The sequence below is a fragment of the Microbacterium sp. AG157 genome (assembly GCF_003385695.1).
In the GTDB taxonomy this organism is placed as follows: Bacteria; Actinomycetota; Actinomycetes; order Actinomycetales; family Microbacteriaceae; genus Microbacterium; species Microbacterium testaceum.
Window position 1 is genome coordinate 506,898 of record NZ_QRDK01000004.1, and the last position, 26,079, is coordinate 532,976.

Here is a 26,079-nt window from a genome sequence, read left to right on the forward strand (position 1 = left end):
GTGACACACGCCCCGCTCGTGCTCGACGGGTCGAGCGCCCGGGTCGGACCGGTGGTCGTGCCGGGACGGACGGCGTGCCTCGCGTGCCTCGACGCGGATCAGCGGCGCGACGACCCGGACTGGGCGACGGTCGCCGCGCAGCTGGTGGGCCGACCGCGCCCCGAGGTCGACGTGGCGCTGGCGGCCGAGGCCGGACGCGCGGCGCGGTTTCTGCTCAGCGCTCCGATCGGCCAGACGACGCGATCGCTGCGCCTGCGCGCCGACTCGTTCCGGCGGGCCTGGGCGCTGCATCGGCCGAGCGCAGACTGCCGCTGCCGATCTCTCGAAGAAAGCGCGATGGAGACCGCTCCATCCGTCCTCGACCCCGCGCCCAGCTCACCGACAGGGTTCGCGCGGCCCGCGTGACGCCCACGTATGCCAGGCGACGCTCTTCGTCGACCGCCTCGAACGTCTTCGCGTACGAGATCGGCAGCAGCCCTTCGCTGAATCCCACGAGGTACACGTGATCCCACTCCAGCCCCTTCGCCGCGTGCAGCGTCGCGAGCGTCACCGTGCGCGTCGTCGGCTCGTGCTGATCGCGCGCGCGTGCCTGCAGGTCGTCGGTGAAGGCGCGCAGGTCGGTGCCCGCGGGCGCTTCTTCCGCCAAGCGCAGGATGGCGGCTCGCGCTTCCCACGCTTCGCGCAGCGCACCGCCCGCCTCGGGAGGGTCGTCGGTGAGCCCGACACTGCGGAGCACGTCGCGGACGGTAGGAAGGAACCCGGTCTCGAGCGGCGCCACCGACGCCGCGCGAAGCGCCATGAGCGCCTGTCGCACCTCGGGGAGATCGAAGAACTTGCGGCCCCCCAAGACGGACGCTGCGACTCCGACCGAGGCGAGCGCCGAGATCAGACCAGCCGACTGCGCATGCGAGCGATAGAGCACCGCGATGTCGTGAGGATCGACGCCGCGCGAAAGCGCGTCGCGGATCGAGCGGGCGACCGCGGCAGCCTCTTCTTCGTCGTCGTCGAAAGCGCGCACGGTCGGTATCGGCGTGTCGTCATCGCTCGCCGCCACGAGTTCGAGCGCCCCGGCTCGGCCGCGCATGAGATCGTTGGCGACAGCGAGGACGGGAGCCGTGGAGCGGTAGTTGCGCTCCAGACGAACGACGCGCGCGTCCTCGTGCGTGCGCTCGAAGTCGAGCAGGTAGCGCGCGTCGGCGCCGGTGAACGAGTAGACCGTCTGGCTCGCGTCGCCGACCACGCACAGGTCGCGGCGATCGCCCAGCCAGAGCTCGAGCAGGCGGTTCTGGAGAGGCGAGACGTCCTGGTATTCGTCGACGGTGAAATGCCGGTACTGCTCGCGCACGGCCGCGGCGACCCGCGGCTCGGCCTCGATCATGCCGGCGCAGGTCAGCAGGACGTCTTCGAAGTCCATCTGCCGACGCTCGTCCTTGAGCTTCTCGTACGCGCGCTGCAGGGCGACGACCTGGTCGATGCTCAGACGACCGACACCCTCGGGGCGATCCGCCGCGTACTGCTCGATCGAACGGAGCGTCACCTTGCGCCACTCGATCGCCGACGCCACGTCGCGCAGGGTCGCCGTGTCGGGGGCGAGCCCCACGCCGTCGGCCGCGTGGGCGAGCATGCGCACCTTGTTGTCGATGATCGACGGGGCTTGGTCACCGGCGAGCGTCGGCCAGAAGAAGTTGACCTGCGCGAGAGCGGCGGCGTGGAAGGTGCGGGCAGAGACCCCCGCGACGCCGAGGGCGCGCAGACGTCCGCGCATCTCCCCCGCGGCCTTGGCGGTGAATGTCACCGCCATCACGCGCTGCGGCGAATAGGCGCCCGTGTCGACGCCGTGCGCGATGCGACGTGTGATCACACGCGTCTTGCCCGTACCCGCACCCGCGAGTACGCAGACGGGACCGCGGAGGGCGCGCGCGGCCTCCAGCTGGTGCTCGTCGAGTCCCTCGAGGGGCGCGGTCACGCGACACCCCGGTACCAGTCGTCGATCAGACGACGGGCGATGGATGCCGGGCCCGGAAGCATCGCTGAGCCCTCGCCGCGGAGAGCGGCGCCGATCTCGTCGCGGTCGAACCAGCGCACCTCGACGATCTCCTCACCGTCGGCCTGCGCCTCGTGGTCGTCGACGACCGCCGCACGGAAACCCAGCATGAGAGACCGCGGATACGGCCACGCCTGCGAGCCGCGATACGCGATGTCGCGCAGACGCACCCCGGCTTCTTCGCCGACCTCGCGAGCGACGGCATCTTCGAGCGACTCCCCGGCCTCGGCGAACCCGGCGAAGCACGAGTACCGGTCGCCGCCCCACGCGGCGTTGGCGCCGAGCAGGATTCGGTCATCGCTCGTCGCGGAGGTCACGAGCACGATCACCGCAGGGTCGGTGCGCGGGAAGTGCTCCCGCCCGCAGACGGGGCAGTGGCGCGACCAACCGGCATGGCGCACCTCCGTCGCCGAGCCGCACGCGGGACAGAAAGCGGCATCGCGCAACCACCCCGCCAAGGCGACGGCGGTGGTGAGCAGTTCGGCTTCGCCGTCGGGCAGATCGCCTCCGGCCGCGCGAAGCGGCACCCCGTCGGCATCCGGGACGAGGTCGTCGGGGGCGTCGTCGGCGAGGGCCGCGAGGACGACCGCGGTGTGCTCGGGGGTGCGACCGAGGAACGCCCACTCCTGGACGTGGTCGTCGGCGATCCGCGCGCGAGAAACGAGGACGAGGCGGCCGTCTCTGAGGGGTGCGACATCTCGACGGATGGCGAGGACCACGGTGCGGGGCTCCGACAAGACGCGCTCGAGCAATGTCTCGTCGCCGCGTTCACCGCCCGCGCGGTCGACGGTCAACGGGACCTCGGACGGCGAAGACGCGGAACGCGGCATCGAACACCTCTCTGACGGTGGTGCGGGTGGCGGTCGGCGGCCCGACCTGCTCGGTGAAGGGCGTGGCGCGAGCCGGTGGAGGAAGGCCCGACCTACCCTGGGGGCATGGCACGCTCGCCCCTCATTTTAGCCGCGTCGGCGACAACGGCCCTGCCCGGCGCAGCCTTCTCGAACGTCAGCGCCCTGACCGAGAACGCCGCCGGGCGCTTCGACGCCGCGCTGGCCCGCACCGCCGACGGACGCGAGGTCGTCATCCGCATGCCCGCCGGCGAAGAGGGTGCTCCCGACCTCGCCGCGGAGTCCCGCGCGCTGCACGCGCTGACGGCGGGCGTTCGAGCGCTCCTCCCTTTCGCCGTGCCGGAGGTGATCGGCGAGAGCGGTTCCGGGGCGCAGCGTGTGCTCATCGTCGACCGCATCGAGGGATACCGCATCGACCCGGCCCACCTGCCCAAAGGTCCCGGGTACGCCCCGGCGATCGGCGGCGCACTGGCCGCTGTGCACGCCCTTCCCGTGTCGATCGTCCGGACCGACGGACTGCCGGTGCGCTCGCCCGATCAGGTTCGCGACGACGTCAAACGACTTCTCGACCGCGCGGACGCCACCGGCCGCGTCAGCGACGACCTCATGCTGCGCTGGCGCCGCGCCCTCGACGTCGACGAGCTGTGGCGCTTCGAATCGGCGGTCGTCCTGGGCGGTGCGACGAGTTCGTCGATCCTGCTCGCCGACGACGACGACGAGATCCCTCACGTGGTCGGCATCCTGGACTGGGCCGGCCTGAGCGTCGGCGACCCCGCCGTCGACCTGCGCTGGCTGGCATCCGCCCCCCTCGCCGCCGACGACGTCCACGCCGGATACGCCGCCGCCGGCGATCGCTCCCCCGATCCACTGCTGCGCGAGCGCGCCCGGCTCTACGCGGAGCTCGAGTTCGCCCGCTGGCTCGTGCACGGTCACGACGCCGGCGAGACCGACGTCGTCGCCGATGCCGTCGCCCTGCTCGATGCCCTGGCCGACGGAGTGCGCGGAGACCACATCGTGCCGGACTCGCGTAGCGACATCGACGACGCGATGGCCCTCGTGGAAAGCGTCCCCCCGGTCTCGGCCCCGGCCGCCGTCGACACCTCGATGCAGACCGACGCCTACGATCCCGAAGCGCTGTCGTTGTACCTGTCCGCGGAGCGCGACCGCGTCATGGCTGCCGAGGCACTGGCTGAAGCCCTCGCGAACGCGAAGGAATCGGATGCCGACAGCGGCGCGATCCACGTCGACCGACTGCCCGTACCCGACAGTGTGGAGCCGGGCGAGACCGAGCCCCTCGACCTCGACGGGTGGTCCGGCACGACTCCCGAGGCCCAGAAGGATCGTGGCCAGGGTCCCGCGTTGAGCGGCGACACCGACGCGACCTCGCTGTGGTCCCGCTCTGCCGTGTCGGCTGACCCTTCCGGGCCGGCCGTGCGCGAAGAAGGCTCCTCGGGTGACGACGCGACGGGATCCGACACCCCGGGCGACTCCGATCCCGCCGCGCATATCGACGACGAAGAGGACGCCGCTCGCGCGAGCCGCGCCGCGCTGCGTCGCTGGGGTGTCTCCGGCGACGGGTCCTGACGAGCATCACGGCTTCGCCGTCGCCGCTCCCTCGGGTACGTCGCGGCATCCGCCCTTGCAGGCGCGGCCCGCTACCCCGAACCCCTCATCCCGCCCCCGCGGTGAAGAGCCGGCCCGGGCACCGGTGCGCCGCTCACCGGCGTGCGGCGCGAAGCGGGGCGTGCGAGGCCGGAGCTCGAGGGACCACACGCGATAGCCTGTGCACATGCTGTTCCGGCCATCCAAAGAGGCTCCCCCGCCCCTGCCCGCGGGTGTCGAGGCGGGCCTATACAAGCTCGGCCTGCCGGAGCGTCCACACGAGCTCGTCGGCTACCTGTCCGTGCGCCCCTTCCACGCGTACGAGGTGGACGGCCCGTGGTGGCGGAAGCGGCTCGTCCGACCGACGCTGATCGGTGATTGCCACGTGGACTTCGTCGATCTCGATGTTCGACGAACCTGGCCGGACGCTTCCCACCGGAACGACATCAAGGAAGGGCCGGTCTTCGAAGCGGAGGGCTTCGACGAACTCGATCAGGGGCGGTTCACTCTGCACGGCGTGGCGTTCTCCACCGTCAAAGTCGACCCGACCGACAGCCCGAACGAGTACCGCGCTCACTTCCGTTTCGTCGACGTCGCGCGCTAACCGCCGCGAGCCGCCGAGCCGGCGAGAGGCCGAGCCGTCAGCTCCGCAGCACCAATTCGTCGCCGACGTAGAAGAGGGCGACGTCGATCTGGTCGAGGTCGATGCCGTGCTTCGCGTGATACGCCTCGCGATAGAGCTCGAGCTGCAGCATGCGTGAGCGACGCTCGGGCTCGCTGGTGGGCGGGCGACCCGTCTTCCAGTCGACGATCTCGTACCTCTCGCCGCGGCGGTACACGGCATCCAGCTTGCAGATGACGACGTGCGCACGACCGTCGAGGCGCGTCGTGACGAAGTCGATCTCGGTCTCGACCTCGAGGGGTTGCAGCCCCGCCCATTCCGAGCGTTCGAAGCACTCCCGCAGCCGCTGCAGTTCGGCCGCGTCGGATGCGGAAGCTCCCGCCTCGTCGTCGTCCCATAGGCCGTCGTCGTCGAGCCCGACACCCGCGCCGACCAGCCCGGAGCGCTGCTCGACCCACGCGTGGAAGAGCGTTCCGAGGCGGGTCTGCCGGTACGGCCGCTCTGGCAGAGGCCGATGGAGGTCTTCGACCGCGCGGCCGTAGTCGGCGACGAAGTCTTTGAACCGCGACGCCGGGATCCGTGTCGGGGCGGGCGTGTGCACGGGCCGAAGCCGGTCCGAGCGCTCCGCGAGCAGGAGCTCGAGATCGTCGTCGGCATGGGCTGGAGTACCCGCGCGCGCAGCGGTGACGGCGCTGACGGCTGCTGAGATCGCGGTGCGTCTCGCCCCGAGCGGGTCGAGCGGCCAGTGCAGCAGGCGCCGCTCACCGTCGTACGGGTCCTCCCCCGCCTCGTCGACGGTCAGCTCGATGCCGAGCGCCTCGGCGGCCTCGTCCAGGAACACACTGGGCCGACGAGGGCGCTTCGTGCCCGACCAGCTCGACCCCGAGAGCATGAGATGGTCACGCGCCCGCGTGAACGCCACGTAGGCGAGACGCCGGTCCTCATCGAGCTGCCGAGCCCGGTTGTCGACGACGAACGCATCGATCGCCGCCTTGAGATCCTGCTGCGTCTCGGCCCCACGCCACCCGAGCACCGGGAGCCACGCGGAATCGCCTCGGAACTCCGCGGGGAGGATGCCGAAACCCAACCACCCCTTCGTGTCACGCGGCAGCGACGGCAGCTCGTCGGTCACGAGTCGCACGACGGCCACGGCATCCCACTCCAAGCCCTTCGAGCCGTGGATGGTGAGCAGTTGCACGACGTCGTCTTCCGGCGGCTCGGTGCGCGGGGCGAACTCGTCGGCCCGTTCGGCATGATCGAGCCACGCCAGCAGACTGGTGACGGAGCCCGATTCGTCGGCCGCCAGGAACCCGCGGATCTCGTCGACGAAAGCACGCAACTGCGCCGAAGCGATGCGGGCGGGACCGCGGGCTTCGTTCGCGGCGAGTTCGATGTCGAGACGCAGCTCGGCCTCGATCAGTCGGATGAGCTCCGGGATCGGAGCCCCGACACTCCGGCGGAGCGCGGCGAAGACCGCCCCGGCTTCGCGGAGACGAGCGCGCCCCTCGGGGGTGATGTCGGTGAGCCACCCGTGTCCGTCGGTCTGGCGGGTGACGAAATCGAGAGCGTCGACCAGTGACGCGCGATCGGCGCCCGGTGTCGAGCGCAGGCGGTCCACGACCTCGGGGGCCAGCGGCCGCAGGCCGACGTCGTGAGTGGCCAATCGCCGCGCGAGCTGCGCGAGGGCGCGCAGATCGGCGAGCCCCACGGCCCACCGCGGGCCGGACAACAGCCGGATCAGCGCCGACCCCTCCTCGGGGTCGCTGAGAACCCGCAGCACCGACACCACGTCGACGACTTCGGGGGTCGTCAGCAGACCGCCGAGCCCGAGGATGCGATGCGGGATGCCTCGCCGTCCGAGGGCATCGCCGAAACGCACCATGTGCTTCTTGCTGCGGAAGAGCACGGCGCCGGTCGTCGCGCGTCCCTCTGCGGCGCGGGCCGCGCGGACGCCGACGAACCATGACGCGATGCGGTCGGCCTCGGCATCGAGGTCGTTCTCGAAGGCGATCTCGACGACGCCGTCCGGAGCCCCGGGACGCGCGCGCAGCTCTTCGACGGCCACGGCCGCACGACGAGCGAGGGGCGCCAGCACGGCATTGGCTGCGTCGAGCACCCGGGCGCTGTTGCGCCAGCTGGTGAGAAGCGCGAAGCGTTGGCATCCGCCGTCGCCGGCGAAGGCCGCGGGGAAGCCGCCCAGGTTTCCCGCGCTGGCGCCGCGCCACGCGTAGATCGCCTGGTGCGGGTCGCCGACGGCCATGACACCGGTACCCCCGAAGAGCGTGGCCAACAGGTCGGTCTGGACGACCGAGGTGTCCTGGTACTCGTCGAGCAGCACGACGCGGTAGCGCCCCCGAAGTTCTTCGACGACCGCGGGATGCTCCTGCGCGATGCGCAGGGCACCGGCCACCTGATCCGCGAAGTCCATCACGCCCAGGCGCGCTTTCTCACGGTCGTAGTCGGCGGCGAGGCGAGCGAGCAGGGAGAGCGCCGACACGCGCGACGCGGCCTCAGCGACCTCTTTGTAGACGGTGACGCGCGCCGAGGTCGACGGACGATCGACGATGCGGCCGAACTCGTCGGGGAACGCCGCCAGCTCGTCGAGATCGACGAGGTTGTCGACCCCGTCGCGCGCGATGCGCAGGGCCGCATCGATAATCGTACGAGGCGACTCCTGCCGTTCCTCGAGTCGCGGGTCGTCGGAGGCGAACACCACGCGGCGCATGAGCAGCCAGGCCGCCGATTCAGAGAGCACGGCGGCCTCGGAGTCGCGACCGATGCGCAGACCGTGCTCGCGCACGATCGCATCGGCGAAGCTGTTGTACGTCGACACGGTGGGCCGATGCAGCAGCTGGTCGCCGTCATCGAGATCGTCGTCGACGCTGCCGACCTCGGCGGCGAGGGCGTCGAGAACCTCGCGGCGCGCGGCGTCTGCGCGCGCTCCCTCGAGCTGCGCCAGCTCGGCGAACACCGCAAGGCGCCCGGCTTCGTGCAGAGCCGGGAGAGCGCTCACCAACCCGCGCGTCTCGAACTCCGACAGGCGCTGCAGTCGGCGCTGGATCCGCTCGGCCAGCTCACCCGCGGCTTTGCGCGTGAACGTGAGCCCGAGCACCTCGTCGCGTCGGACCAGTCCGTTCGCGACGAGCCAGACGACGCGACCCGCCATGGTCTCGGTCTTGCCGCTGCCCGCGCCGGCGACGACGAGGGCAGGCGCCAGGGGCGCCTCGATCACGGCGGTCTGCTCGACCGTGGGCGGAAACTGCCCGAGAGCGGCGGCGATCGTCGCCGCTGACAGGACCGCGCTCACGATGCGCTCACCGCCGACACCGTGTGGATGCGGCACAGTCCGTACGAGAACTCGTCGCGGCAATGCACCTCGTACGGCGCCGCGAAGCTCGTGCCGCGCATCACCTCGACCGCCCGCTGCACGCGCTCGACGAACTGCCCGCGCTGCGCGTCGTCGAAAGGCTTCTGCGTCGGTTCGGCGTAGTCCTTCTTCACCGCCGTGGGCCGGAGCACGAGGAGCTTCGCGCCGCCCGACGGCATCCCCGCGACCTGCTCGATGGCCCCCGACGAGAATGCGAGCTGGTACGCGGCGAGCTGCGGGTTGTCGGCGACCTTGGCATCCGTCTGCGGTTCGCTCTTGCCCGTCTTGAGGTCGACGATCACGACCTCGCCCGAGGGCGTCACCTCGACGCGGTCGATGTCGCCGCTCAGCACGGCGCCGTGCTCGCCGGCATCCGGGATCGGGATCGGCACCTCGAAGTGTCGCTCGGCTCCGATCAAGCGTCCCCCCGCGTCGTCGAAACGACGGAGATACGAGGCCAGCCGGCGGATGAGTTCGCGCGCTCGCGTACGTTCGGCGCGCTCGCGCCAGACGGCGTCGAACGCCAGCTCACCCCAGCGTTCGTCGACGACCGCCCACAGATCGTCTTCGGACGACGATGCCGACGTCTCGAGCGCCGCGTGGATGATCGTGCCGATGCCCGCCGTCGTCCCGCCTCTGTCGCCGCCGAGGTCGGCGATGACCCAGTCCAGTTCGCACTCTTCGAGCGCATGCAGACGCGACGGCGAGACGCGGACGTCTTCGCGTGAGAGATCCCGCAGCGGCGCCGACGAGGTGGGAGCCGCTACGCCGTACCACTGCTCGGGAGCGGCTCCCGCGACGCCCGCCGCCGCGAGAAGAGCGAGCTGCCCCGCCGCGTGCGCACGCTCGGCAGGGCTGACGCGTGGGATCGTGAGCGAGCGGCGATGCCGCGCCACGAGACCGCGGAGCGACAGAGGATGTTCGGGGATGGATGCCGCCGGCTCGGGCGTCGGGAGCATCTCGAACAGCACACTGGGACCGGTGTCGTCGTCGTCGACCGCGGTGACCACCAGCAGCGCGCCGGCCCGGCTGAGGGCGCGAACGAACAGCCGCAGCTCGTCGTGCATCGCCGCACGGCGGCGATCGAGCATCCCCGCGGCGGGAAGATCGGGGTTCTGCATCGCGTCTGCGAGCCGCCAGGTCTCGAGCAGCCCGCCGCGCAGGCGGGTGTTGGGCCAGACACCGTCCTGCACCCCGGCGATGACGACGGTGTCGAACGCCGTGCCGGCCGCGGCCGCGGGGGTCAGCACCCGGACCGTGTCGACCACCGCGGGCTGCTCGATGCGGTCTTCGGCGACATCGCTGTCGAGCACGGCGCGCAGGAAGACCGAGGCCTCACCGTCGGGCTCGCGCTCGGTGAACCGCTTCGCTGCGTGGAACAGTGCGACGACCGCGTCGAGGTCGCGATCGGCCTGCTCGGCGATCGGGCCGTGTCCGCGCACCGCCTCGCGCCAGGGTCGCGATAACCCGCTGCGCTCCCACGCGGTCCAGAGCAGTTCGTGCGGGGTGGCGTGCGCCCGCGTCTGCGCGCGGAGTGCGGCGAGGGTCTCGCCCAGCCGAGCGGCGCGGCGGGCCTCACGGGTGTCGACGGCCTCGAGTTCGAGCGGGAAGCGCACCCCCGACACGAGGAGTTCTGTCGCCGTGCGGGTACCGCCGGCGCCGACCTCCTCGTGCCGGAGCGCGGTGCGCAGGCGTCGCAGCTCGATCGGGTCGAGCCCGCCGAAGGTGCCGAGCAGAGCGTCGACCACCTCGTCGGCGATCCACTCCGCGGGATCCTTCATACCGAGTTCGACCAGCCCCACGAGATCGCGGACCGGGCGCTGCATGCCCAGGGCGAGGCCGGGGCCGCTCGCGCGCGCGGGCACCTCTCGCGCAGCGAGTTCGGTCTCGAGCGTGGCGACCTGCCTCGAGTCGTGCGCGATCACGGCGCACGAACCCCACGGCACGCCCTCGAGAACGTGTCGCTCGCGCAGCAGGCGCGCGATGGCGTCGGCCTCTTCCGCGGGCGACCGCAGCAGGTAGGTGCGCACCGAGCCCTGAGGCGCGGCACCCGAGGGAGCGCGGCGATGCGCGACCACCCCGGCCGCACCGATTTTCGTCACCACGCGGCGCACGAGATCGACCTGCTCCGGCGTGCCGCGATGGGGCTCACCGAGCGCGGCGGTGGTGCCGAGCTCGCGAGCGAGACGGGCGAAATTCTCGGGCGTCGCCCCTCGGAACGCCCCCGACCCCACGTCGGGATCACCGAACGCGACCACCCCGATACCGAGCGCACGACACGCGCGCAGCAGATCGATGCCGCCCGCGGTGAGCTCCTGGGCGTCGTCGACGAGGATGCAGCGCAGCGTCGCGAACCGCCCGAGAAGCCCGCGATCCACCAGGGCGTCGTCGAGGACGACGACGGCCTCTCGAGCGAGGTCGGCCGCGTCGCGGTGCGTGCCGCGCATCGCGGAGCGCACGGTGCGGTACTCGTCGGCGAACGAGGCGACCGACGCCCAGACCGGCAGGTCGAACCTCTGCGCCAGCGCGATCAGGTCGTCGGAGGCGATGCCCAGGTCGGTGCACTCCGCGAGGAAGGCCCGGAGGTCGCCGCGGAAACCGCGGGTCGCGCGAACGGCGGGCCCGAGCCACGCGGGCCAGCGCGACGCACCCTCGAGCTCATCGAGGGCATCGCCCTCGAGCAGATCGCGGATGATCTGGTCTTCGTCGCCCCCGGTGAGCAGCTGCGGAGGCTCGAATCCGCGCCGCACCTCGGCGCCACGGACGATCTGGAACGCGAACGAGGCCACCGACCGCGCGAGAGCACCCGAGGTCGCCCGCTCGACCGCGAGGGCGAGCGGATCGCGCAGAGCCGTCGCCGCGGGCCGCGTGGGAGTGAGCACCAGGACCTCGTCGGGATCGACTCCGGATGCCACCAGCTGCCGCACTCGAGCGAGCAGAGTGGTCGTCTTGCCCGACCCCGGAGCCCCCACGACCACACCGCTCGCGGTCGCGGGCCAGTCGACGACGACGCGCTGCTCGGCGTCGAGGACACCTCCCCGGGAGGGAGATGCGTCGAGGGCGACGGCATCCGGGATCTGCATGTCTCCACGCTAATCGCGACCTCCGACATCGCCGGGTGCGACGCCGCGACGGCACCCGGTCGGGTCGTCGATGCGCCACGCGTTCGCCGTCCGCGAAGCGGCCCCTCCCGCGGACTGCGGTGTCGGAAGCCTGCCCTAGAGTCGAAGCACGCGCCGGGCCGACCGCGGCCCGCGGGGAAAGGACGCATCGTGGAGATCCGCATCGGAATCACCAACACCGGCCGCGAGCTGAACTTCGAGACGAACGAGAGCTCGGACGCCGTCAAGTCGGCTGTCGCCGCTGCGCTCGACAACGCCGCCAGCCATGTCTCGTTCACCGATGTGAAGGGCAACTCCTACCTCGTCCCGACCGCCAACCTCGCGTTCGTCGAACTCGGCACCGAAGAGTCGCGTCGCGTCGGCTTCGTCGCCTGACACGGCCGACCCGTGCAGATTCTGCTCGGACTCGTCATCGGCGCGGTCATCGGCCTGGTTGCGCATTTCGCGCTGCCGCACCGTCACCTCCGCGGTGTCGCGCTCGCCCCTCTGGCGGGGGCGGCCGCGGCCGCCGTCGTCTGGACCGCGCTCACCTGGGTCGGTCTCGGAGCGGACTCGCCGATCCTGTGGATCGTCGCCGTCCTCGCCCCGGCCGTCACGACCTTCGCCCTCGCGTCACTGCTCACCCGGTCACGTCTGGCGCGCGACGAAGCCGACCGGGTGCGCCTGGGCGTCTGATCGATCTCGACAGATCGCCGGATGCCGTCACCCGACGTCCGCGATCTCGCCCGCAGGTTCGCGGGCTCTCCTCGACGGGACTCGATCACCCGCGCGACCATGACGCTCGCTACGCGGCGAGCCCCATGGCATCCATGCGCCTGGAGTGAGCGCCCATCAGTTCGCTGAAGACCGGCTCGACCTTGGCCTCGTCGGCGCGATCGAGGTGGCCGTGGCGCAGTGCCGCACGCGCGACGAGCAGGGTGTCGCCGACGAGACGGCGGCCCCAGAGAGCGAGCAGCCAGCGCCACTCCTCGTCGCTCTCGATCGTGGCCCCGAGGATGTCGACGATCGCCTGACGGTCGTCGTCGGCCTGCAGGATGCGCGCCACCCGGCGACCGGTGTCGCCATAGCTCGACGAGAGCGCGAGGTAGAAGTCGTCAAGGAGTCCCGCCGTGATGTGCACGGTGAGCATCGTCTCCTGCGGGCGCACGCCGTGCGTGTTGCGGCGGAAGGCGTCGAGCGACTCGCGGAACGGCAGCATGAGCTGCGTCGGGTCGGCCCCGCGCTCGCGGATCAGGGCGACGAGCTCCTGGTGCTTGATCAATGCCGCTCCCGCCGCGCGCGAGAGCGACTCCTTCTCGGCGAGCTCGGGTGTCAGGGCGATCAGCTCGCTGAGCGTCTCGAAGAACCCGAGCTGCAGGTACGCGGCTTGACCGAGGAACGTCTCGACGTCGGGGGCGAGCTCGGCGAAATCGACGCGCATGGCCTCACCGAGGTCTCCGCGCGAGCGCAACTGGAGCGTACGACCCACCGGGCGCTGTCGGCGACGGAACCACTCGAACACGTACGACAGCCTAGGCGTCGGGGGCTTCGGAAACACGCCGGGTAGAGTGGACGAGTCCCGGCGATGGATCGGGACCCCGCGCCTGTGGACGAGTGAGGCGTGGATACGACTCCCCCAGGCGGTCTCTCGCCGCCGGAACAGGCACGCACCATGACGACTTTCGCCGATCTCGGCGTCGACCAGGACATCGTCGATGCCCTCGCGACGAAGGGCATCATCGACGCCTTCCCCATCCAGGAGCAGACGATCCCCCTCGGCCTCCCCGGCCAGGACATCATCGGCCAGGCCAAGACGGGTACCGGAAAGACCTTCGGCTTTGGCATCCCCGTCGTCCAGCGTCTCGGCCCCAACCCCGAGCCCGGCGTGAAGGCCCTCATCGTGGTCCCCACCCGCGAGCTCGCTGTGCAGGTCTACGAAGACATGGACATGCTGACCTCGAACCGCCCCACCAGCGTCGTCGCCATCTACGGCGGCAAGGCGTACGAGGGCCAGATCGACCAGCTCAAGGCCGGCGCGCAGATCGTCGTCGGAACCCCCGGACGCCTCATCGACCTCGCCAATCAGCGCCTGCTCGACCTGTCGAACGCGACCGAGGTCGTGCTCGACGAGGCCGACAAGATGCTCGACCTCGGCTTCCTCGCCGACATCGAAAAGATCTTCTCGAAGGTCCCGCCGGTGCGTCACACACAGCTCTTCTCGGCGACCATGCCCGGCCCGATCGTCGCGCTGGCCCGCCGCTTCATGTCGAACCCCATCCACATGCGCGCCAACGACCCCGACGAGGGCCTCACGCAGGCGAACATCAAGCACCTCGTCTACCGCGCGCACTCGCTCGACAAGGACGAGGTCATCGCCCGCATCCTCCAGTCGGAGGGTCGCGAGAAGGCCGTCATCTTCACCCGCACCAAGCGCGCCGCCCAGAAGCTCGTCGACGAGCTCGGCGACCGCGGCTTCAACGCCGCCGCCGTCCACGGCGACATGAGCCAGGAGGCGCGAGAGCGCTCGATGGCCGCGTTCAAGGCCGGCAAGAAGGACGTGCTGATCGCCACCGACGTCGCCGCCCGCGGCATCGACGTCAACGACGTCACCCACGTGATCAACCACACGATCCCCGACGACGAGAAGACTTACCTGCACCGCGCAGGACGCACCGGCCGCGCCGGCAAGACCGGCATCGCGGTGACCTTCGTCGACTGGGACGACCTGCACAAGTGGGCGCTCATCAACCGCGCCCTCGAGTTCGGGCAGCCCGAACCCACGGAAACCTACTCGTCGAGCCCGCACCTCTACACCGACCTGAACATCCCCGAGGGCACGAAGGGTCGTCTGGTGACGGCTCCCAAAGCCGTCGCGCCCCGCGCCGAGAAGAAGAGCGAGGGCCCGGATGCCGAGGGCACCCGCGGTCCGCGTCGTCGCCGCCGCGGCGGGTCGTCGTCGGCTGAGGGCGCTGCCCCCGCCGGTGAGGCCGCCCCGCGCGAAGAGGGTGGCGCCGGCACGCACGACGGCGCCGGCAAGGAGCACCACGACGGCAATGCGGCGCCCCGTCGCCGCCGTCGTCGTCGCGGCAGCGGAAGCTCGGGAACGCCGACGGCCCCCGTCGCCTGACGCGCCTTCCGTGGAGACGGCGCCGATCCCCGCACGGGGGTCGGCGCCGTTCGCGGAGATAGCGGCATCGTCGGCATCACGCGACGACGGCATGCGGGATCGTCAGGACCCGGCATCACACGGCGACGGCATCCGGCGTCGTTCACTCGGTGCGGTCCGGCACAGCCCAGCGCGCGGCGCCGACCAGCACAGCGAAGCGCGGTGCCGCCGCGCAGTCTCTGCACCCACGCATAAACGCGATCCACGCGCATAAACACGCGCTCCCCGCGTTTACAGGCGCCAACAGCGTTTATGCGTGGCCCACCATCACCCCGTCCCGCTCCCGCACCGGCCGTGGCCCACGCCGAACGCCCCGCCGTCCGCCCTCCCCCCAGAGCCGCGCTCCATAAACGCGATCCACGCGCATAAACACGCGCTCCTCGCGTTTATCGGCGCCAACAGCGTTTATGCGCGGCCCACCACGCCCCGCCCGCCCGCGCCGCCCAACGCGCGCCCGTCGGCAGACGACGACGGTCGCGCCACACGACGCCGGCCTCGCCCCACGCGGCGGCCGGCCGTCCCCACGCGGCGCGCACCCATCCGCGCCCGGGCATCCCACACTCCGCGGGGCAGCCACCTACGGGAAGACCGGCGACGTCCCGCGTCCGCGGGTGAAGATGCGCTCCACCATGTCGTCGTCCGTCGTGTTCTCGCCCGGGACGTTCGGTTTTCCGAGGCCGTGATAGTCGCTCGAGCCGGTGACGATCAGGTCGCGGTCGGTGGCGAGATCGGCGAGCAGAGCCGTGGGCTCGGGGAGGTTCTCGCGGTGAGCGAGTTCGAAGCCCGCAAGGCCCGCGTCGAGCATCGCGTGCAGCACACTGTCGGGAAGCAGAGATCGTCCCGCAGGGTGAGCGATGATCGGCACGCCGCCCGCCGCCACGACGAGTTCGACCGCCGTCACGGGGTCGGGCGCGTACAGCGCCACGTAGTAGTCGCCGGAGGGGTGCAGGATGCCGGCGAAGGCCTCGGTCCGATCGGCGACGATGCCGCGCGCGACGAGGGCGTCGGCGATGTGCGGTCGCCCCACGGTCGCGCCGTCGGTGGTCTGGGCCACGATGTCGTCCCAGGCGATGTCGTAGTCGTGCGAGATACGCTCGGCCATGATCTGCGCGCGGTCCAGCCGCGAGGAGCGGATGCGGTCGGTCATCGACCGGAGATCTGTGTCGTCGGGGTCGACGAGGTAGGCCAGCAGATGGACGCTGCGCCACCGATGCCGGGCCGACAGTTCCATTCCGGGGACGAACGTCATCCCCAGAGAGGTCGCGGCCTCGGCGGCCTCAGCCCAACCCGACGTGGTGTCGTGGTCGGTCAGGGCCGCGGTGTGCAGCCCGTGGCGGTGGGCTGCCGCCATGACCTGCGCGGGCGGCTCCGTACCGTCGGAGTGCGAGGAGTGCAGGTGCAGGTCGCTCGGACCCTCGAATCGCCGTTCACGCTGCACCCGTCGAGCGTATCGTCCCGCATTCGCAGAGGCGGCGCCCATGCGGCATCCGTGGATCTCTCAGACGTCTCCCCTATCGTCGGGTGCGTGCGTCGTCTGGTCGGTCTCCTGGTCGCGCTCGCCTTCGCGGCGGGTGCCGCGGTGCTCACGTGGCCTTCGGCGTTCGGCATCGAGCGCACGTTCCCCCTGGCGCAGATCATCTCGTTCCGCGCGCCGCTGGCGGCCGCCTTCGTGGCCGCGGCCCTGCTCATGCTGCTCTTCGCGCTGATCCGTCCGATCCGTGCCCTCGCCTTCGTCCTCGCGATCGTGTTCGGTCTCGCCGGCGGAGCCAATGTCTCGCTGCTCGCGCAGCGCGGCCTGGGCTCCGAGGATCTGCCCGCGAAGACGGCGTCGAGCCTGCGCATCATGACGTGGAACACCGCGGGTTCGGCCACCTCTGCCGAGTCGATCGCGCAATTCGCGGTGGGAATGCAGGCCGACGTCGTGACCCTCCCCGAGACCACGATCGAGACGGGTGCCGAGGTCGCCGAGCTCATGCGCGACATGGGCCAGCCGATGTGGGCGCATCACGCGGAGTACGGCGAGTACGGCATCACCGGGTGGGATGCCACCTCGACCACCGTGCTCATCAAGCCCGAACTGGGCGAATACTCCGTCATCCAGTCTTCGCTCGACGGCTCGAGCAACACCTCGACCGTCCCGAGCGCCGTGGCCATGCCCGTGTCGGGCGACGGCCCGATCATCGTCGCCGCCCACGCGGTCGCCCCGCGCGAGGAGTACATGACGCAGTGGCGCAGCGACCTGCAGTGGCTGGCCGACCAGTGCGCGACAGACAACGTGATCCTCGCGGGCGACTTCAATGCGACCCTGGATCACATGACCGGGATGGGGGTCGACGGCGGCACGCTGGGGCGCTGCCACGACGCGGCATCCGAAAGCGGCAACGGCGGCGTAGGCACCTGGCCCACGAACGCTCCCGCGCTGCTGGGCGCGCCGATCGACCACGTCATGGCGACCCCTGACTGGACGGTCTCGGCGTCTGTCGTCATGCGCACCCTCGACGGCTCGGGCAGCGATCACCGCCCGATCGTCGTGCAGCTCGAACGCACGGGCGGCTGACCGGGCGCACCTGCAGCGCTCCCGAAGCCCGACTGGATGCCGCTTCTCCGGCCGACAGCCGACGGTCGCGTGCCGCGCTCCGGATCGTCGACCGGATGCCGGCACCCCGGCGCGCCGACAGGGACGACGCCGCGCCATTCCCCCGCGCCCGGTCCACCCACCCACCGCCTGCGGCCTCGTGCCGAACCGACCGTCGTGCGCGCGGCGCCCGACGGTGCGAGACTGGAACGATGGACGCCCCCTCCACCAGCGACACGACCGCGACGACCGCCGACCGCCAGATTGCCGACTCGCCGACTGCGGAGCCGCAGTCCGACGCGGTCGAACTCGACGCCCCCAGCAATCGGAAGGCCCCGTTCCCCCGCGGCTTCCTCGAAACGATCTCGACCGGCTGGGCCGAGCACCCCGCCGAGCTCCCCCAGCCGCGCGAGCAGGCCGCCTGGGCCGCGCGTCGCCGCGCCCGCGTGTCGGAGGCGTTCCCCGGTCGGCGCGTCGTCGTGCCCGCCGGTGGTCTGAAGCAGCGCAGCAACGACACCGACTATCCCTTCCGCGCGCATTCCGCCTTCGCGCACCTCACCGGTTGGGGGCGCGACGCCGAACCCGACGCCGTGCTCGTCTTCGAGCCGCGCGACGAGGGTCACGAGGCCGTGCTGTACTTCCGCGAACGGGCCGATCGCACGACGGCGGAGTTCTACTCGGACGCCACGGTCGGCGAATTCTGGATCGGCCCCCGCCCCGCCCTCGACGGCGTCGCCGCCGACCTGGATCTCGCCACCGCACACCTCTCGGACTTCCAGCCCGGTGACCACGACCTCACGGTCGACGTGGACGACGAGGTCACCCGTTTCGTCTCCGAGCTGCGTCTGATCAAGGACGAGTACGAGCTCGCCGAGCTGGCGCTGGCCGTCGAGGTCACCGGCCGCGGGTTCGACGACATCGTCGCCGAGCTCCCCCGCATCATCGAGCACCCGCGCGGGGAGCGCGTGGTCGAGGGCGTGTTCCACCAGCGCGCGCGCTCCGACGGCAACAGCGTCGGCTACGACACCATCGCCGCCTCGGGGCCGCACGCCTGCTACCTGCACTGGACGCGCAACGACGGCGCCGTCACGCCCGGCGACCTGATCCTCGTCGACGCCGGCGTCGAGGTCGACAGCCTCTACACCGCCGATATCACCCGTACGCTGCCGGTCTCGGGGACGTTCACCGACATCCAGCGCCGTATCTACGAGACGGTCCGCGAGGCCGCCGACGCCTCGTTCGCCGCCGCGAAGGTCGGCGTCCCCTTCCGTCGTCTGCACGAAGCCGCGATGGAGGTCATCGCCGCGCGGGTCGCCGAGTGGGGTCTGCTCCCCGTGACGGCCGAAGAAGCACTGGACGCCGACAAGGGCGGTCAGCACCGCCGCTACATGGTGCACGGCACGAGCCACCACCTCGGCATCGACGTCCACGACTGCGCTCAGGCCCGCCGCGACATGTACTACGACGGTCTGCTCGAGCCGGGCATGGTGTTCACGATCGAGCCGGGTCTGTACTTCCAGATCGACGACCTCACCGTTCCCGAGGAGTACCGCGGTATCGGCGCGCGCATCGAGGACGACATCGTCATGACGGCCGATGGCCCGGTCAACCTGTCGGCGGGTATCCCCCGCACGGCGGACGAGGTCGAGGAGTGGATCGCCCGGCTGTCGCGATGACGTTCACGCCGCCGGCATCCTTCACCACCCGGCCGACGCTGCGCGGCACCTTCGGGATGTCGGCGTCGACCCACTGGACGGCGACGGCCACCGCACAGGCGGTGCTCGAACGCGGCGGCAACGCGTTCGACGCCGCGTGCGCGGCGGGCTTCGTGCTGCACGTCGTCGAGCCGCACCTGAACGGCCCCGGGGGCGATCTCGTCGCGCTCGTGCGCCCGGCCGGTGCGTCCGAGCCGTCCGTCCTGATGGGTCAGGGGCCGGCACCCGCCGCGGCCACCCTGGAGCATTTCCACGGACGCGGGCTCGACCTCGTCCCGGGCGCCGGCGGCCTCGCTGCGACGGTGCCCGGGGGTGTCGACGCGTGGCTGCTGCTGCTGCGCGATCACGGGACGTGGGAGCTCGGCGACGTCCTCGCCTTCGCGACGCGCTACGCGCGAGACGGCCATCCGCTGGTCGCGGGAGCGGCCGCCACGATCGGCCGGGTCGCCGATCTGTTCCGCGCGCACTGGTCCTCGTCGAAAGACCGATGGATGCCGACCGGCGAGCCGCCCGCGCCCGACACGGTGGTCCGCAATCCGGCCTGGGCCGACGTGCTCGACTCGCTCACGGCCGCGGGGACCGGCGCCATCGATCGGGAGTCGCGCATCGACGCCGCGCGCGAGCACTGGATGACCGAGGTGCTCCCCCGGGCGGCGACCTTCCTCCGGGAGCCGCACCGGCACGCGGACGGTCGCGATCATCCCGGCATCCTCGATGCCGAAGACCTGGCGTCGTGGCGGGCGACGTTCGAGCCCGCCGTGTCGGTGTCGTTCCGCGGGTGGGACGTTTTCAAGGCGGGAGCGTGGTCGCAGGGCCCGGCGCTGCTGCAGACGCTTCGACTGATCGAGGACGCCGACGACGTCGACCCCGGGTCGGCGGACGGCGCCCACCTGTTGCTCGAGGCGCAGAAGCTCGCCTATGCCGACCGCGACGCGTGGTTCGGCGACACCGACGACGCCGTTTCGGTCGAGGCCCTGTTGACCGACGAGTACATCGCGGCCCGACGCGCGCTCCTCGGTGCCGACGCGTCGCTCGATCTGCGCCCCGGCTCCCCCGATGGTCGCGAACCGGTCCTGCCGGCTCTGCGGACGACGCACGCCGTGGCCTCGGGCTCGACCGGCGAGCCGACGGTCGATCGCTCGGGCCAGACCCGCGGCGACACGTGCCACCTCGATGTGATCGACCGGTGGGGCAATGCGATCTCGGCCACCCCGTCCGGCGGTTGGCTGCAGTCCTCTCCCACGATCCCCGAGCTCGGGTTCTGCCTGGGCACGCGACTGCAGATGGTGTGGCTGGAGCCGGGGCACCCGGCATCCCTCGTCCCCGGTCGTCGTCCGCGGACCACGCTCACCCCGACGCTGCTGACCCGCGGCGACGAGGTCATCGCGATCGGCTCCCCCGGCGGCGATCAGCAGGACCAGTGGCAACTGCCGGTGCTTGTACGGATGCTCGTCGGCGGCTACTCCCCGCAGCAGGCGATCGACGCCCCGACCTTGCACACGACGGCGCTCGTCGACTCGTTCTGGCCGCGCACGTGGTCACCGGCGGGTGCGGTGGTCGAAGACCGCTTGGGCGACGATCTGATCGCCGAGCTCGAGCGGCGCGGGCACCGCGTGCGCCGGGCCGGGGACTGGGCGTTGGGCCGAGTGAGCGCGGTCGGCCGAGACGCCGAAGGACTGCTGTGGGCCGCCGCGAATCCGCGGGGCGCGCAGGGGTATGCAGCCGGGCGCTGAGCCCCCGTGCCGTGCCCGCCGACACGTGACCGGTCGCGCAAGCGGACGGCCGCCGCAGAAGCGAGGTCCTCGTCTGTCCCGAGCGGGGCGGGATTCACGCGCGACACGCACCGACCGAGGAATGGTTTCGACCCGACGGCGGGGGCATCCGCCGGGCTGCGCCGATCAGGCCCCGCGCGCGAAGTCCGCGACGACGGGCGCCAGACCGGCGCCGATCTCATCGGCGGGGCGGCGGGCGCCTTTCACCTCGAAAGAGTGGTTGCCGCCCGCGATCCAGTGCACCTGGGCGTTGCGACATGACGCAATCACCTCGTCGAACTGGTCCCGCGGATCGATGAACGGGTCGTTCTCGCCCTCGACGAACAGCTGCGGCACCGAGATCGCCGACAGGTGCTCGCGGCGCGGTTTGTCGGGCCGCCCGGGCGGGTGCAGGGGGTAGCCGAGGTAGACCAGCCGGGCGGGAGCGATCACACCCTCGGAGGTGGCGACGGATGCCATGCGCCCGCCGTACGACTTGCCCGCGGCGACGTAGCGGCCGGGGGCGGCCGAGGCGAGCCAGGCCTGCACGCCCGCCCAGGTGGCGACGGCGTGCGTCGCGGGCCCGGGCATGCGCCGGCCCGCCTCGACATACGGGAACACGAAGCGCAGGACGGAGATGCCCTCGGCGACGAGCGCATCGGTCAGACCGGCCAGGAACGGATGCTCCATGCCGGCACCCGCGCCGTGCGCCAGAGCGACGGTCGCCGAAGAGTCGGGGGCCGCGGACCACAGCCCCGATACCTCGGTGCCGCCCGTCGGCAGCGCGACGGCGATGCGGACGGCCTCGGCGCTCACCGCTCGGTCGGGGCGGGGTGCTCGTCGGAGCCGTCTCGAGCGTCGGCGGGGCGCTCTGCGTTTTGTCGGTCCCCAGCGGTGCGCTCGGACGGGGGCGCGATCCGCTCGCCGTACCGCGGCGGCTCGTCGTCGCGCGGGGAGGGAGCCTGGGTCGGGGCGGGCGGACGCGGCGGAGCGACCGGTGCGGCGGTGCCCGGAGCGACGCGCTCTCCGTACTGCGGAGGAGCAGTGTCAGATGCCATCGGACGCGAGACGACGGCGCCTCCGCCGACGGCCGAGGGCCCGACGATCCCGCGGGCCTTGTGGACGCTCGGGGCCGCGACGCACACGTCGTAGTGGTCGGCGGCGACCTGCATGACCGAGGCGAAGTCGCGGCGGCGACGCACGATCGAATAGGTGCCGATGCTGAGGATCATGCCCAGCGCCATACCGACCAGCAAGACACCGATGAAGGCGGAGATCTGCACGGTCGGCATCCCGAGCACGAAGATGAAGGCGAACAACAGTCCCAGCATGAGGCCGTTCAGCGCCCCCGAGCGGGCCGCCGTGGCGTACCCGAGCCTGCCGGTGATGCGTTCGATCGATCGCAGACCCGAGCCCACGATCGCGATGTCGCGCGCAGGCACTTCTCCGGCGATCAACGAGGACACGGCTTTCTGCGCCTGCTCGTAGGTCGGGAACGAGGCGATCTTCTCGCCGACCTCGTCGCGACCGGCACCCGGACGCTGCGCGAACATACTCATTTCACCATCCTGTCATGCGCGCCTGACCGTTCCACCGGCGTTGCATAGGAGGCGCGGACTACGCTGGACCAGTGAGCACGCAAAGGGTATTCGTCGCCCGCCTGGCGGGCTGCACGGTGTTCGACCCGGCGGGAGACCGTCTGGGTAAGGTGCGCGACGTCGTGGTGATCTACCGCGCCTCCGCCGCACCGCGCGTCGTGGGGCTCGTCGTCGAGATTCCCGGACGACGACATGTGTTCGTGTCCATCGGACGCGTCACCTCCATACAGGCCGGTCAGGTCATCACGACCGGCCTCATCAACGTGCGCCGTTTCCAGCAACGTGGTGGCGAAGTGCGTGTGATGGCCGAGATGCTCGGCCGCCGCGTCAGCCTGGTCGACGGTTCCGGCACTGCCGTGATCGAAGACGTCGCGATCGAGCGCAACCGGCTCGGCGAATGGGACGTGGGGCAGCTGTTCCTCCGACGCCCGCGCACGAGCGCGTCGCCCTTCGCCAAGGGCGCGACGACCTTCGCGGCCTGGGGCGAGGTGCGCGAGAACCAGACGCCCGGCGAGGCGCAGTCCGCCGAGCAGCTGGTCGCGACCTACTCCGAGCTCAAGCCGGCCGACCTCGCCAACACGCTGCTCGACCTTCCCGAGGAGCGACTCATCGAGGTCGCCGAGGAACTCAGCGACGACCGACTGGCCGACGCCCTCGAAGAGATGCCCGAAGACGAGCAGGTTCACATCCTCGAACAGCTGGGCGATGAGCGCGCCGCCGACATCCTGGATGCCATGGAGCCCGACGACGCGGCCGACCTCCTCGGTCAGCTTCCGGAGTCGCGCTCCGAGCAGCTGCTCGACCTGATGGAACCGGAGGAGGCCGACGACGTCCGCGCCCTCCTGCAGTACGGCCCCGACACCGCCGGTGGTCTCATGACGCCGGAGCCCATCGTGCTCTCGGCCGACGCGACGGTGGCCGAGGCCCTGGCCCTCATCCGCCGGCACGAGCTGCACCCCGCCCTCGCGGCATCCGTCTTCATCACCCTGCCCCCGTACGAGACGCCCACCGGGCGGCTGCTCGGGACGGTGCACTTCCAGCGCATGCTGCGGTACCCGCCGCACGAGCGCCTGGGGGCGATCATCGACGACACGCTGGAGCCGGTCACCGCCGACGCCACTGCGGCCGAAGTCGCGCGCCTGCTCGCGAGCTACAACCTCGTGTCGCTCCCCGTGGTCGATCAGGCGCACCGCCTCGTCGGCTGCGTGAGCGTCGACGACGTGCTCGACTACCTGCTGCCCGACGACTGGCGCACGCACGACAGCGACGATCCGAGACCCCGGACGACCACGAGGTCCACCGCGACCTCGAGCATCCCCCAGATCACCCCGCAGACCCCGAGGAGGCGCTGATGGCACGCACCAACCGCAAGCCCGCTCTCGACGCCCCGCGCGGCCGCACCGGCGTCCTGGCCCCCCGCGCTCCGCAGCCCTCGCGTGACCGCTTCGGACGGTTCACCGAGTGGGTCGCCCGCGCGATGGGGACGCCCACCTTCCTGCTGTCGTTGACGCTGTTCTGCGTGGTGTGGATGGGCTGGAACTCGATCGCGCCCGACGAGTTGCGTTTCGACTCCGCAGCGATCGGCTTCACCGCGCTGACACTCGTGCTCTCGCTGCAGGCCTCGTATGCCGCCCCGCTGATCCTGCTGGCGCAGAACCGACAGGACGACCGCGACCGCGTGCAGATCGAGCAGGACCGGCAGCGCGCCGAGCGCAACCTCGCCGACACCGAGTACCTCGCCCGTGAGATCGTGGCGCTGCGCATGGCGGTGCGTGACCTGACCGACGAGGTCATCACGAAGGACACGCTGCGGGCCGAGCTCAAGGCCGCCCTCGAGCGCCTCGACGAGCACGACGACGCTCCTCGGCCCGCCTCGTGAGCGACGCCCTCACCGGGAGCGTTCGCGCAGCGGTCGCCGCCGTCACCGATCCGGAACTGCGGCGTCCGCTGGGCGAGCTCGACATGGTGCGCGACATCGCCGTCTCGGGCACGACCGCCGAGGTCGGCATCGCCCTGACGATCGTCGGCTGCCCCGCCGCGGATCGCATCGAGAGAGACGTCCGGGATGCCGCGGCCTCGGTCGCGGGCATCGAGGCGGTCGAGATACGGGTCGGCGTGATGTCGCCCGACGAACGGAAGGCGCTCACCGCGAAGCTGCGCGGCGGACGCGCGAAGCGCGAGATGCCGTTCGGGCCGGATTCGCTGACGCGCGTGATCGCCGTCACCAGCGGCAAGGGCGGCGTGGGCAAGTCCACCGTCACCGCGAACCTCGCCGTGGCCCTCGCGGCGAAGGGGCTGCGCGTCGGGCTGATCGACGCCGACGTGCACGGCTTCTCGATCCCCGGGCTGCTCGGGCTCGTCGACGCCGACGGCCTGCCGCCCGCCCCCACCAAGCTCGACGACCTGATCCTGCCGCCGGTGGCGTACGGGGTGAAGGTCATCTCGATCGGCATGTTCCTGCGCCGGCCCGGAGAAGATGCGGCGGGCGCTGTCGCGTGGCGCGGACCGATGCTGCACCGCACCGTGCAGCAGTTCCTCACCGACGTGTTCTTCGGCGATCTCGACGTCCTGCTGCTCGACATGCCACCGGGTACCGGAGACGTGGCCATCTCGGTGGGCCAGCTTCTCCCCCACGCCGACGTGCTGGTCGTGACGACCCCGCAGGCCGCGGCCGCCGAAGTGGCCGTGCGCTCCGGCCTGGTCGCTCGTCAGACCGGCCAGCGCCCCATCGGGGTGATCGAGAACATGGCCGCGATGACACTCCCCGACGGCACGGTGCTCGATCTGTTCGGTGCCGGCGGCGGCGCCGAGGTGGCCCGCGCTCTCTCGAGCGCCGATGCAGACGTGCCGTTGCTGGCATCCGTGCCGCTCAGTCCCGCCCTGCGTGCCGGCGGAGACGATGGGCGCCCGGTGGTGCTGTCGCACCCCGACGACCCGGCCGCGCGCGCGATCGACGCGGCGGCATCGGCCCTGGCCGTTCGTCCGCGTGGCCTGGCAGGCAAGCCGCTGCGACTCGGCGTCTGACCCGAGCAGCTCCCGTCACGAGAACAGGGCGCCGCCGCGAGAATAGGGCGATTCGCGCCGAATCGGCCTGTTCCGGTGACATCCCCTGTTCTCGTGACACGCCGTCGTCCGACGCCGCCCCAGGCGGAGGATCCTGTCGAAGCCACCACGCAGACCCCGCCCTTCGACAGGCGGAGGAACCTCCACCCGATTCAGAGATGACTGCCCGGGTCGGCCGCCGAATCCGCGTCAGGTCGCCTCGTCGTCGAACGGCGGCCGCTCACCCGCCACGAAGGGAGCGGATGCCGGCTTCTCGCGCGCCGCGAGGGCTGCGGCGCCCGCGGCGCGCATGGTCGCCGTCGGGGTGTCGTCGAGCAGTGCCTCTCGAATGATGCGGCGCGGATCGTACTGCCGCGGGTCGAGCTTCTTCCAGTCGACGTCGTCGAACTCGGGGCCCATCTCGTCGCGCATGCGCGTGCGGGCACCCTGCAGCGTCTCTTTCGCGCGCTTGGTGAACTTGGCCAACGCTTCCGCATATCGCGGGAGGCGCTCGGGGCCGACGAGGACCGCCGCAATCACGCCGATCAGCATCAGCTTCTCGATCGTGAGGCCGAAGAACATGCGTCCAGATTACCGGCCTCGCCTAGGGGGTGAGCGACCATCCGCCGTCTAGCCTGATCTGAGGAG

At 71.4% G+C, this 26,079-nt stretch carries 20 protein-coding genes; 11 read left to right on the forward strand and 9 right to left on the reverse strand.

Annotated elements, in window-relative coordinates; translation table 11 throughout:
• Positions 1–214: 214 nt before the first annotated feature.
• Positions 215–1,966, reverse strand: a complete 1,752-nt coding sequence (locus DEU35_RS15285; protein ID WP_116240002.1) for an ATP-dependent helicase — start codon at positions 1,964–1,966, stop codon at positions 215–217.
• A complete protein-coding gene (gene nudC, locus DEU35_RS15290) occupies positions 1,963–2,874 on the reverse strand; it encodes an NAD(+) diphosphatase (protein WP_103210878.1) in 912 nt (303 codons plus the stop codon). Before nudC ends, DEU35_RS15285 begins: the two co-directional genes overlap by 4 nt.
• A gap of 105 nt (positions 2,875–2,979) precedes the next feature.
• Between nudC and DEU35_RS15295 the strand changes: the two genes are divergently transcribed.
• Together DEU35_RS15295 and DEU35_RS15300 are read left to right on the forward strand one after the other, a co-directional pair.
• Entirely contained in the window at positions 2,980–4,476 is a 1,497-nt protein-coding gene (locus tag DEU35_RS15295) for a phosphotransferase (protein ID WP_116240003.1), read from the forward strand.
• Between the two features lie 205 nt (positions 4,477–4,681).
• Positions 4,682–5,098, forward strand: a complete 417-nt coding sequence (locus DEU35_RS15300; protein WP_116240004.1) for a hypothetical protein — start codon at positions 4,682–4,684, stop codon at positions 5,096–5,098.
• Positions 5,099–5,135: 37 nt separating this feature from the next.
• On the opposite strand, the gene DEU35_RS15305 is transcribed toward DEU35_RS15300, so the two are convergent.
• Both DEU35_RS15305 and DEU35_RS15310 read right to left on the reverse strand, forming a co-directional pair.
• Positions 5,136–8,426 carry an ATP-dependent DNA helicase gene (locus DEU35_RS15305; RefSeq protein ID WP_116240079.1) on the reverse strand — a complete coding sequence of 1,097 codons (3,291 nt, stop codon included), beginning with the start codon at positions 8,424–8,426 and terminating at the stop codon, positions 5,136–5,138.
• Positions 8,420–11,566: an ATP-dependent DNA helicase gene (locus tag DEU35_RS15310; protein WP_116240005.1), complete on the reverse strand. Its 3,147-nt coding sequence runs from the start codon at positions 11,564–11,566 to the stop codon at positions 8,420–8,422. Before DEU35_RS15310 ends, DEU35_RS15305 begins: the two co-directional genes overlap by 7 nt.
• A gap of 189 nt (positions 11,567–11,755) precedes the next feature.
• On the opposite strand from DEU35_RS15310, the gene DEU35_RS15315 reads away from it, so the two are divergent.
• Together DEU35_RS15315 and DEU35_RS15320 are read left to right on the forward strand one after the other, a co-directional pair.
• Positions 11,756–11,980, forward strand: coding sequence for a DUF3107 domain-containing protein (locus DEU35_RS15315; protein ID WP_103210882.1), 225 nt, complete (start codon positions 11,756–11,758; stop codon positions 11,978–11,980).
• A 12-nt stretch (positions 11,981–11,992) separates the two neighbouring features.
• Entirely contained in the window at positions 11,993–12,280 is a 288-nt protein-coding gene (locus tag DEU35_RS15320; protein WP_103210883.1) for a hypothetical protein, read from the forward strand.
• A gap of 109 nt (positions 12,281–12,389) precedes the next feature.
• Here DEU35_RS15320 and DEU35_RS15325 read toward each other — a convergent pair whose 3' ends face one another.
• Complete coding sequence (locus DEU35_RS15325; RefSeq protein ID WP_116240006.1) at positions 12,390–13,106, reverse strand: ferritin-like fold-containing protein; 717 nt, start codon at positions 13,104–13,106, stop codon at positions 12,390–12,392.
• A 150-nt stretch (positions 13,107–13,256) separates the two neighbouring features.
• Here DEU35_RS15325 and DEU35_RS15330 point away from each other — a divergent pair, with 150 nt between their 5' ends.
• A complete protein-coding gene (locus tag DEU35_RS15330) occupies positions 13,257–14,711 on the forward strand; it encodes a DEAD/DEAH box helicase (RefSeq protein WP_103210885.1) in 1,455 nt (484 codons plus the stop codon).
• Positions 14,712–15,327: 616 nt separating this feature from the next.
• On the opposite strand, the gene DEU35_RS15335 is transcribed toward DEU35_RS15330, so the two are convergent.
• Complete coding sequence (locus DEU35_RS15335) at positions 15,328–16,188, reverse strand: PHP domain-containing protein (protein ID WP_258873577.1); 861 nt, start codon at positions 16,186–16,188, stop codon at positions 15,328–15,330.
• Positions 16,189–16,275: 87 nt separating this feature from the next.
• Between DEU35_RS15335 and DEU35_RS15340 the strand changes: the two genes are divergently transcribed.
• The 3 genes from DEU35_RS15340 (at position 16,276) to DEU35_RS15350 (ending at position 20,773) form a co-directional block, all read left to right on the forward strand.
• On the forward strand, positions 16,276–17,307 hold the full coding sequence (locus DEU35_RS15340) for an endonuclease/exonuclease/phosphatase family protein (RefSeq protein ID WP_103210887.1): 1,032 nt from the start codon (positions 16,276–16,278) through the stop codon (positions 17,305–17,307).
• Positions 17,308–17,537: 230 nt separating this feature from the next.
• Positions 17,538–19,001, forward strand: a complete 1,464-nt coding sequence (locus DEU35_RS15345; protein ID WP_116240008.1) for an aminopeptidase P family protein — start codon at positions 17,538–17,540, stop codon at positions 18,999–19,001.
• Positions 18,998–20,773 (forward strand): gamma-glutamyltransferase family protein, encoded by a 1,776-nt coding sequence (locus tag DEU35_RS15350; protein WP_116240080.1) that lies wholly within the window; start codon positions 18,998–19,000, stop codon positions 20,771–20,773. Before DEU35_RS15345 ends, DEU35_RS15350 begins: the two co-directional genes overlap by 4 nt.
• Positions 20,774–20,938: 165 nt before the next feature.
• Here the strand turns inward: DEU35_RS15350 and DEU35_RS15355 are convergent, their stop codons facing one another.
• Together DEU35_RS15355 and DEU35_RS17490 are read right to left on the reverse strand one after the other, a co-directional pair.
• Positions 20,939–21,607 carry an alpha/beta family hydrolase gene (locus DEU35_RS15355; RefSeq protein WP_258873578.1) on the reverse strand — a complete coding sequence of 223 codons (669 nt, stop codon included), beginning with the start codon at positions 21,605–21,607 and terminating at the stop codon, positions 20,939–20,941.
• Positions 21,604–22,350 (reverse strand): general stress protein, encoded by a 747-nt coding sequence (locus DEU35_RS17490; RefSeq protein ID WP_258873579.1) that lies wholly within the window; start codon positions 22,348–22,350, stop codon positions 21,604–21,606. The genes DEU35_RS15355 and DEU35_RS17490 overlap by 4 nt, the downstream gene beginning before the upstream one ends.
• A 71-nt stretch (positions 22,351–22,421) precedes the next feature.
• On the opposite strand from DEU35_RS17490, the gene DEU35_RS15365 reads away from it, so the two are divergent.
• From DEU35_RS15365 to DEU35_RS15375, 3 genes are read left to right on the forward strand one after another with little or no spacing between them, the layout of a single operon-like run.
• Entirely contained in the window at positions 22,422–23,741 is a 1,320-nt protein-coding gene (locus tag DEU35_RS15365) for a magnesium transporter MgtE N-terminal domain-containing protein (RefSeq protein WP_103210890.1), read from the forward strand.
• A complete protein-coding gene (locus DEU35_RS15370; protein ID WP_103210891.1) occupies positions 23,741–24,268 on the forward strand; it encodes a DUF1003 domain-containing protein in 528 nt (175 codons plus the stop codon). The genes DEU35_RS15365 and DEU35_RS15370 overlap by 1 nt, the downstream gene beginning before the upstream one ends.
• Positions 24,265–25,413 carry an Mrp/NBP35 family ATP-binding protein gene (locus tag DEU35_RS15375; RefSeq protein WP_116240009.1) on the forward strand — a complete coding sequence of 383 codons (1,149 nt, stop codon included), beginning with the start codon at positions 24,265–24,267 and terminating at the stop codon, positions 25,411–25,413. Before DEU35_RS15370 ends, DEU35_RS15375 begins: the two co-directional genes overlap by 4 nt.
• A 228-nt stretch (positions 25,414–25,641) precedes the next feature.
• Here the strand turns inward: DEU35_RS15375 and DEU35_RS15380 are convergent, their stop codons facing one another.
• Positions 25,642–26,013: a Sec-independent protein translocase TatB gene (locus tag DEU35_RS15380; protein WP_103210893.1), complete on the reverse strand. Its 372-nt coding sequence runs from the start codon at positions 26,011–26,013 to the stop codon at positions 25,642–25,644.
• Between the last annotated feature and the right edge of the window lie 66 nt (positions 26,014–26,079).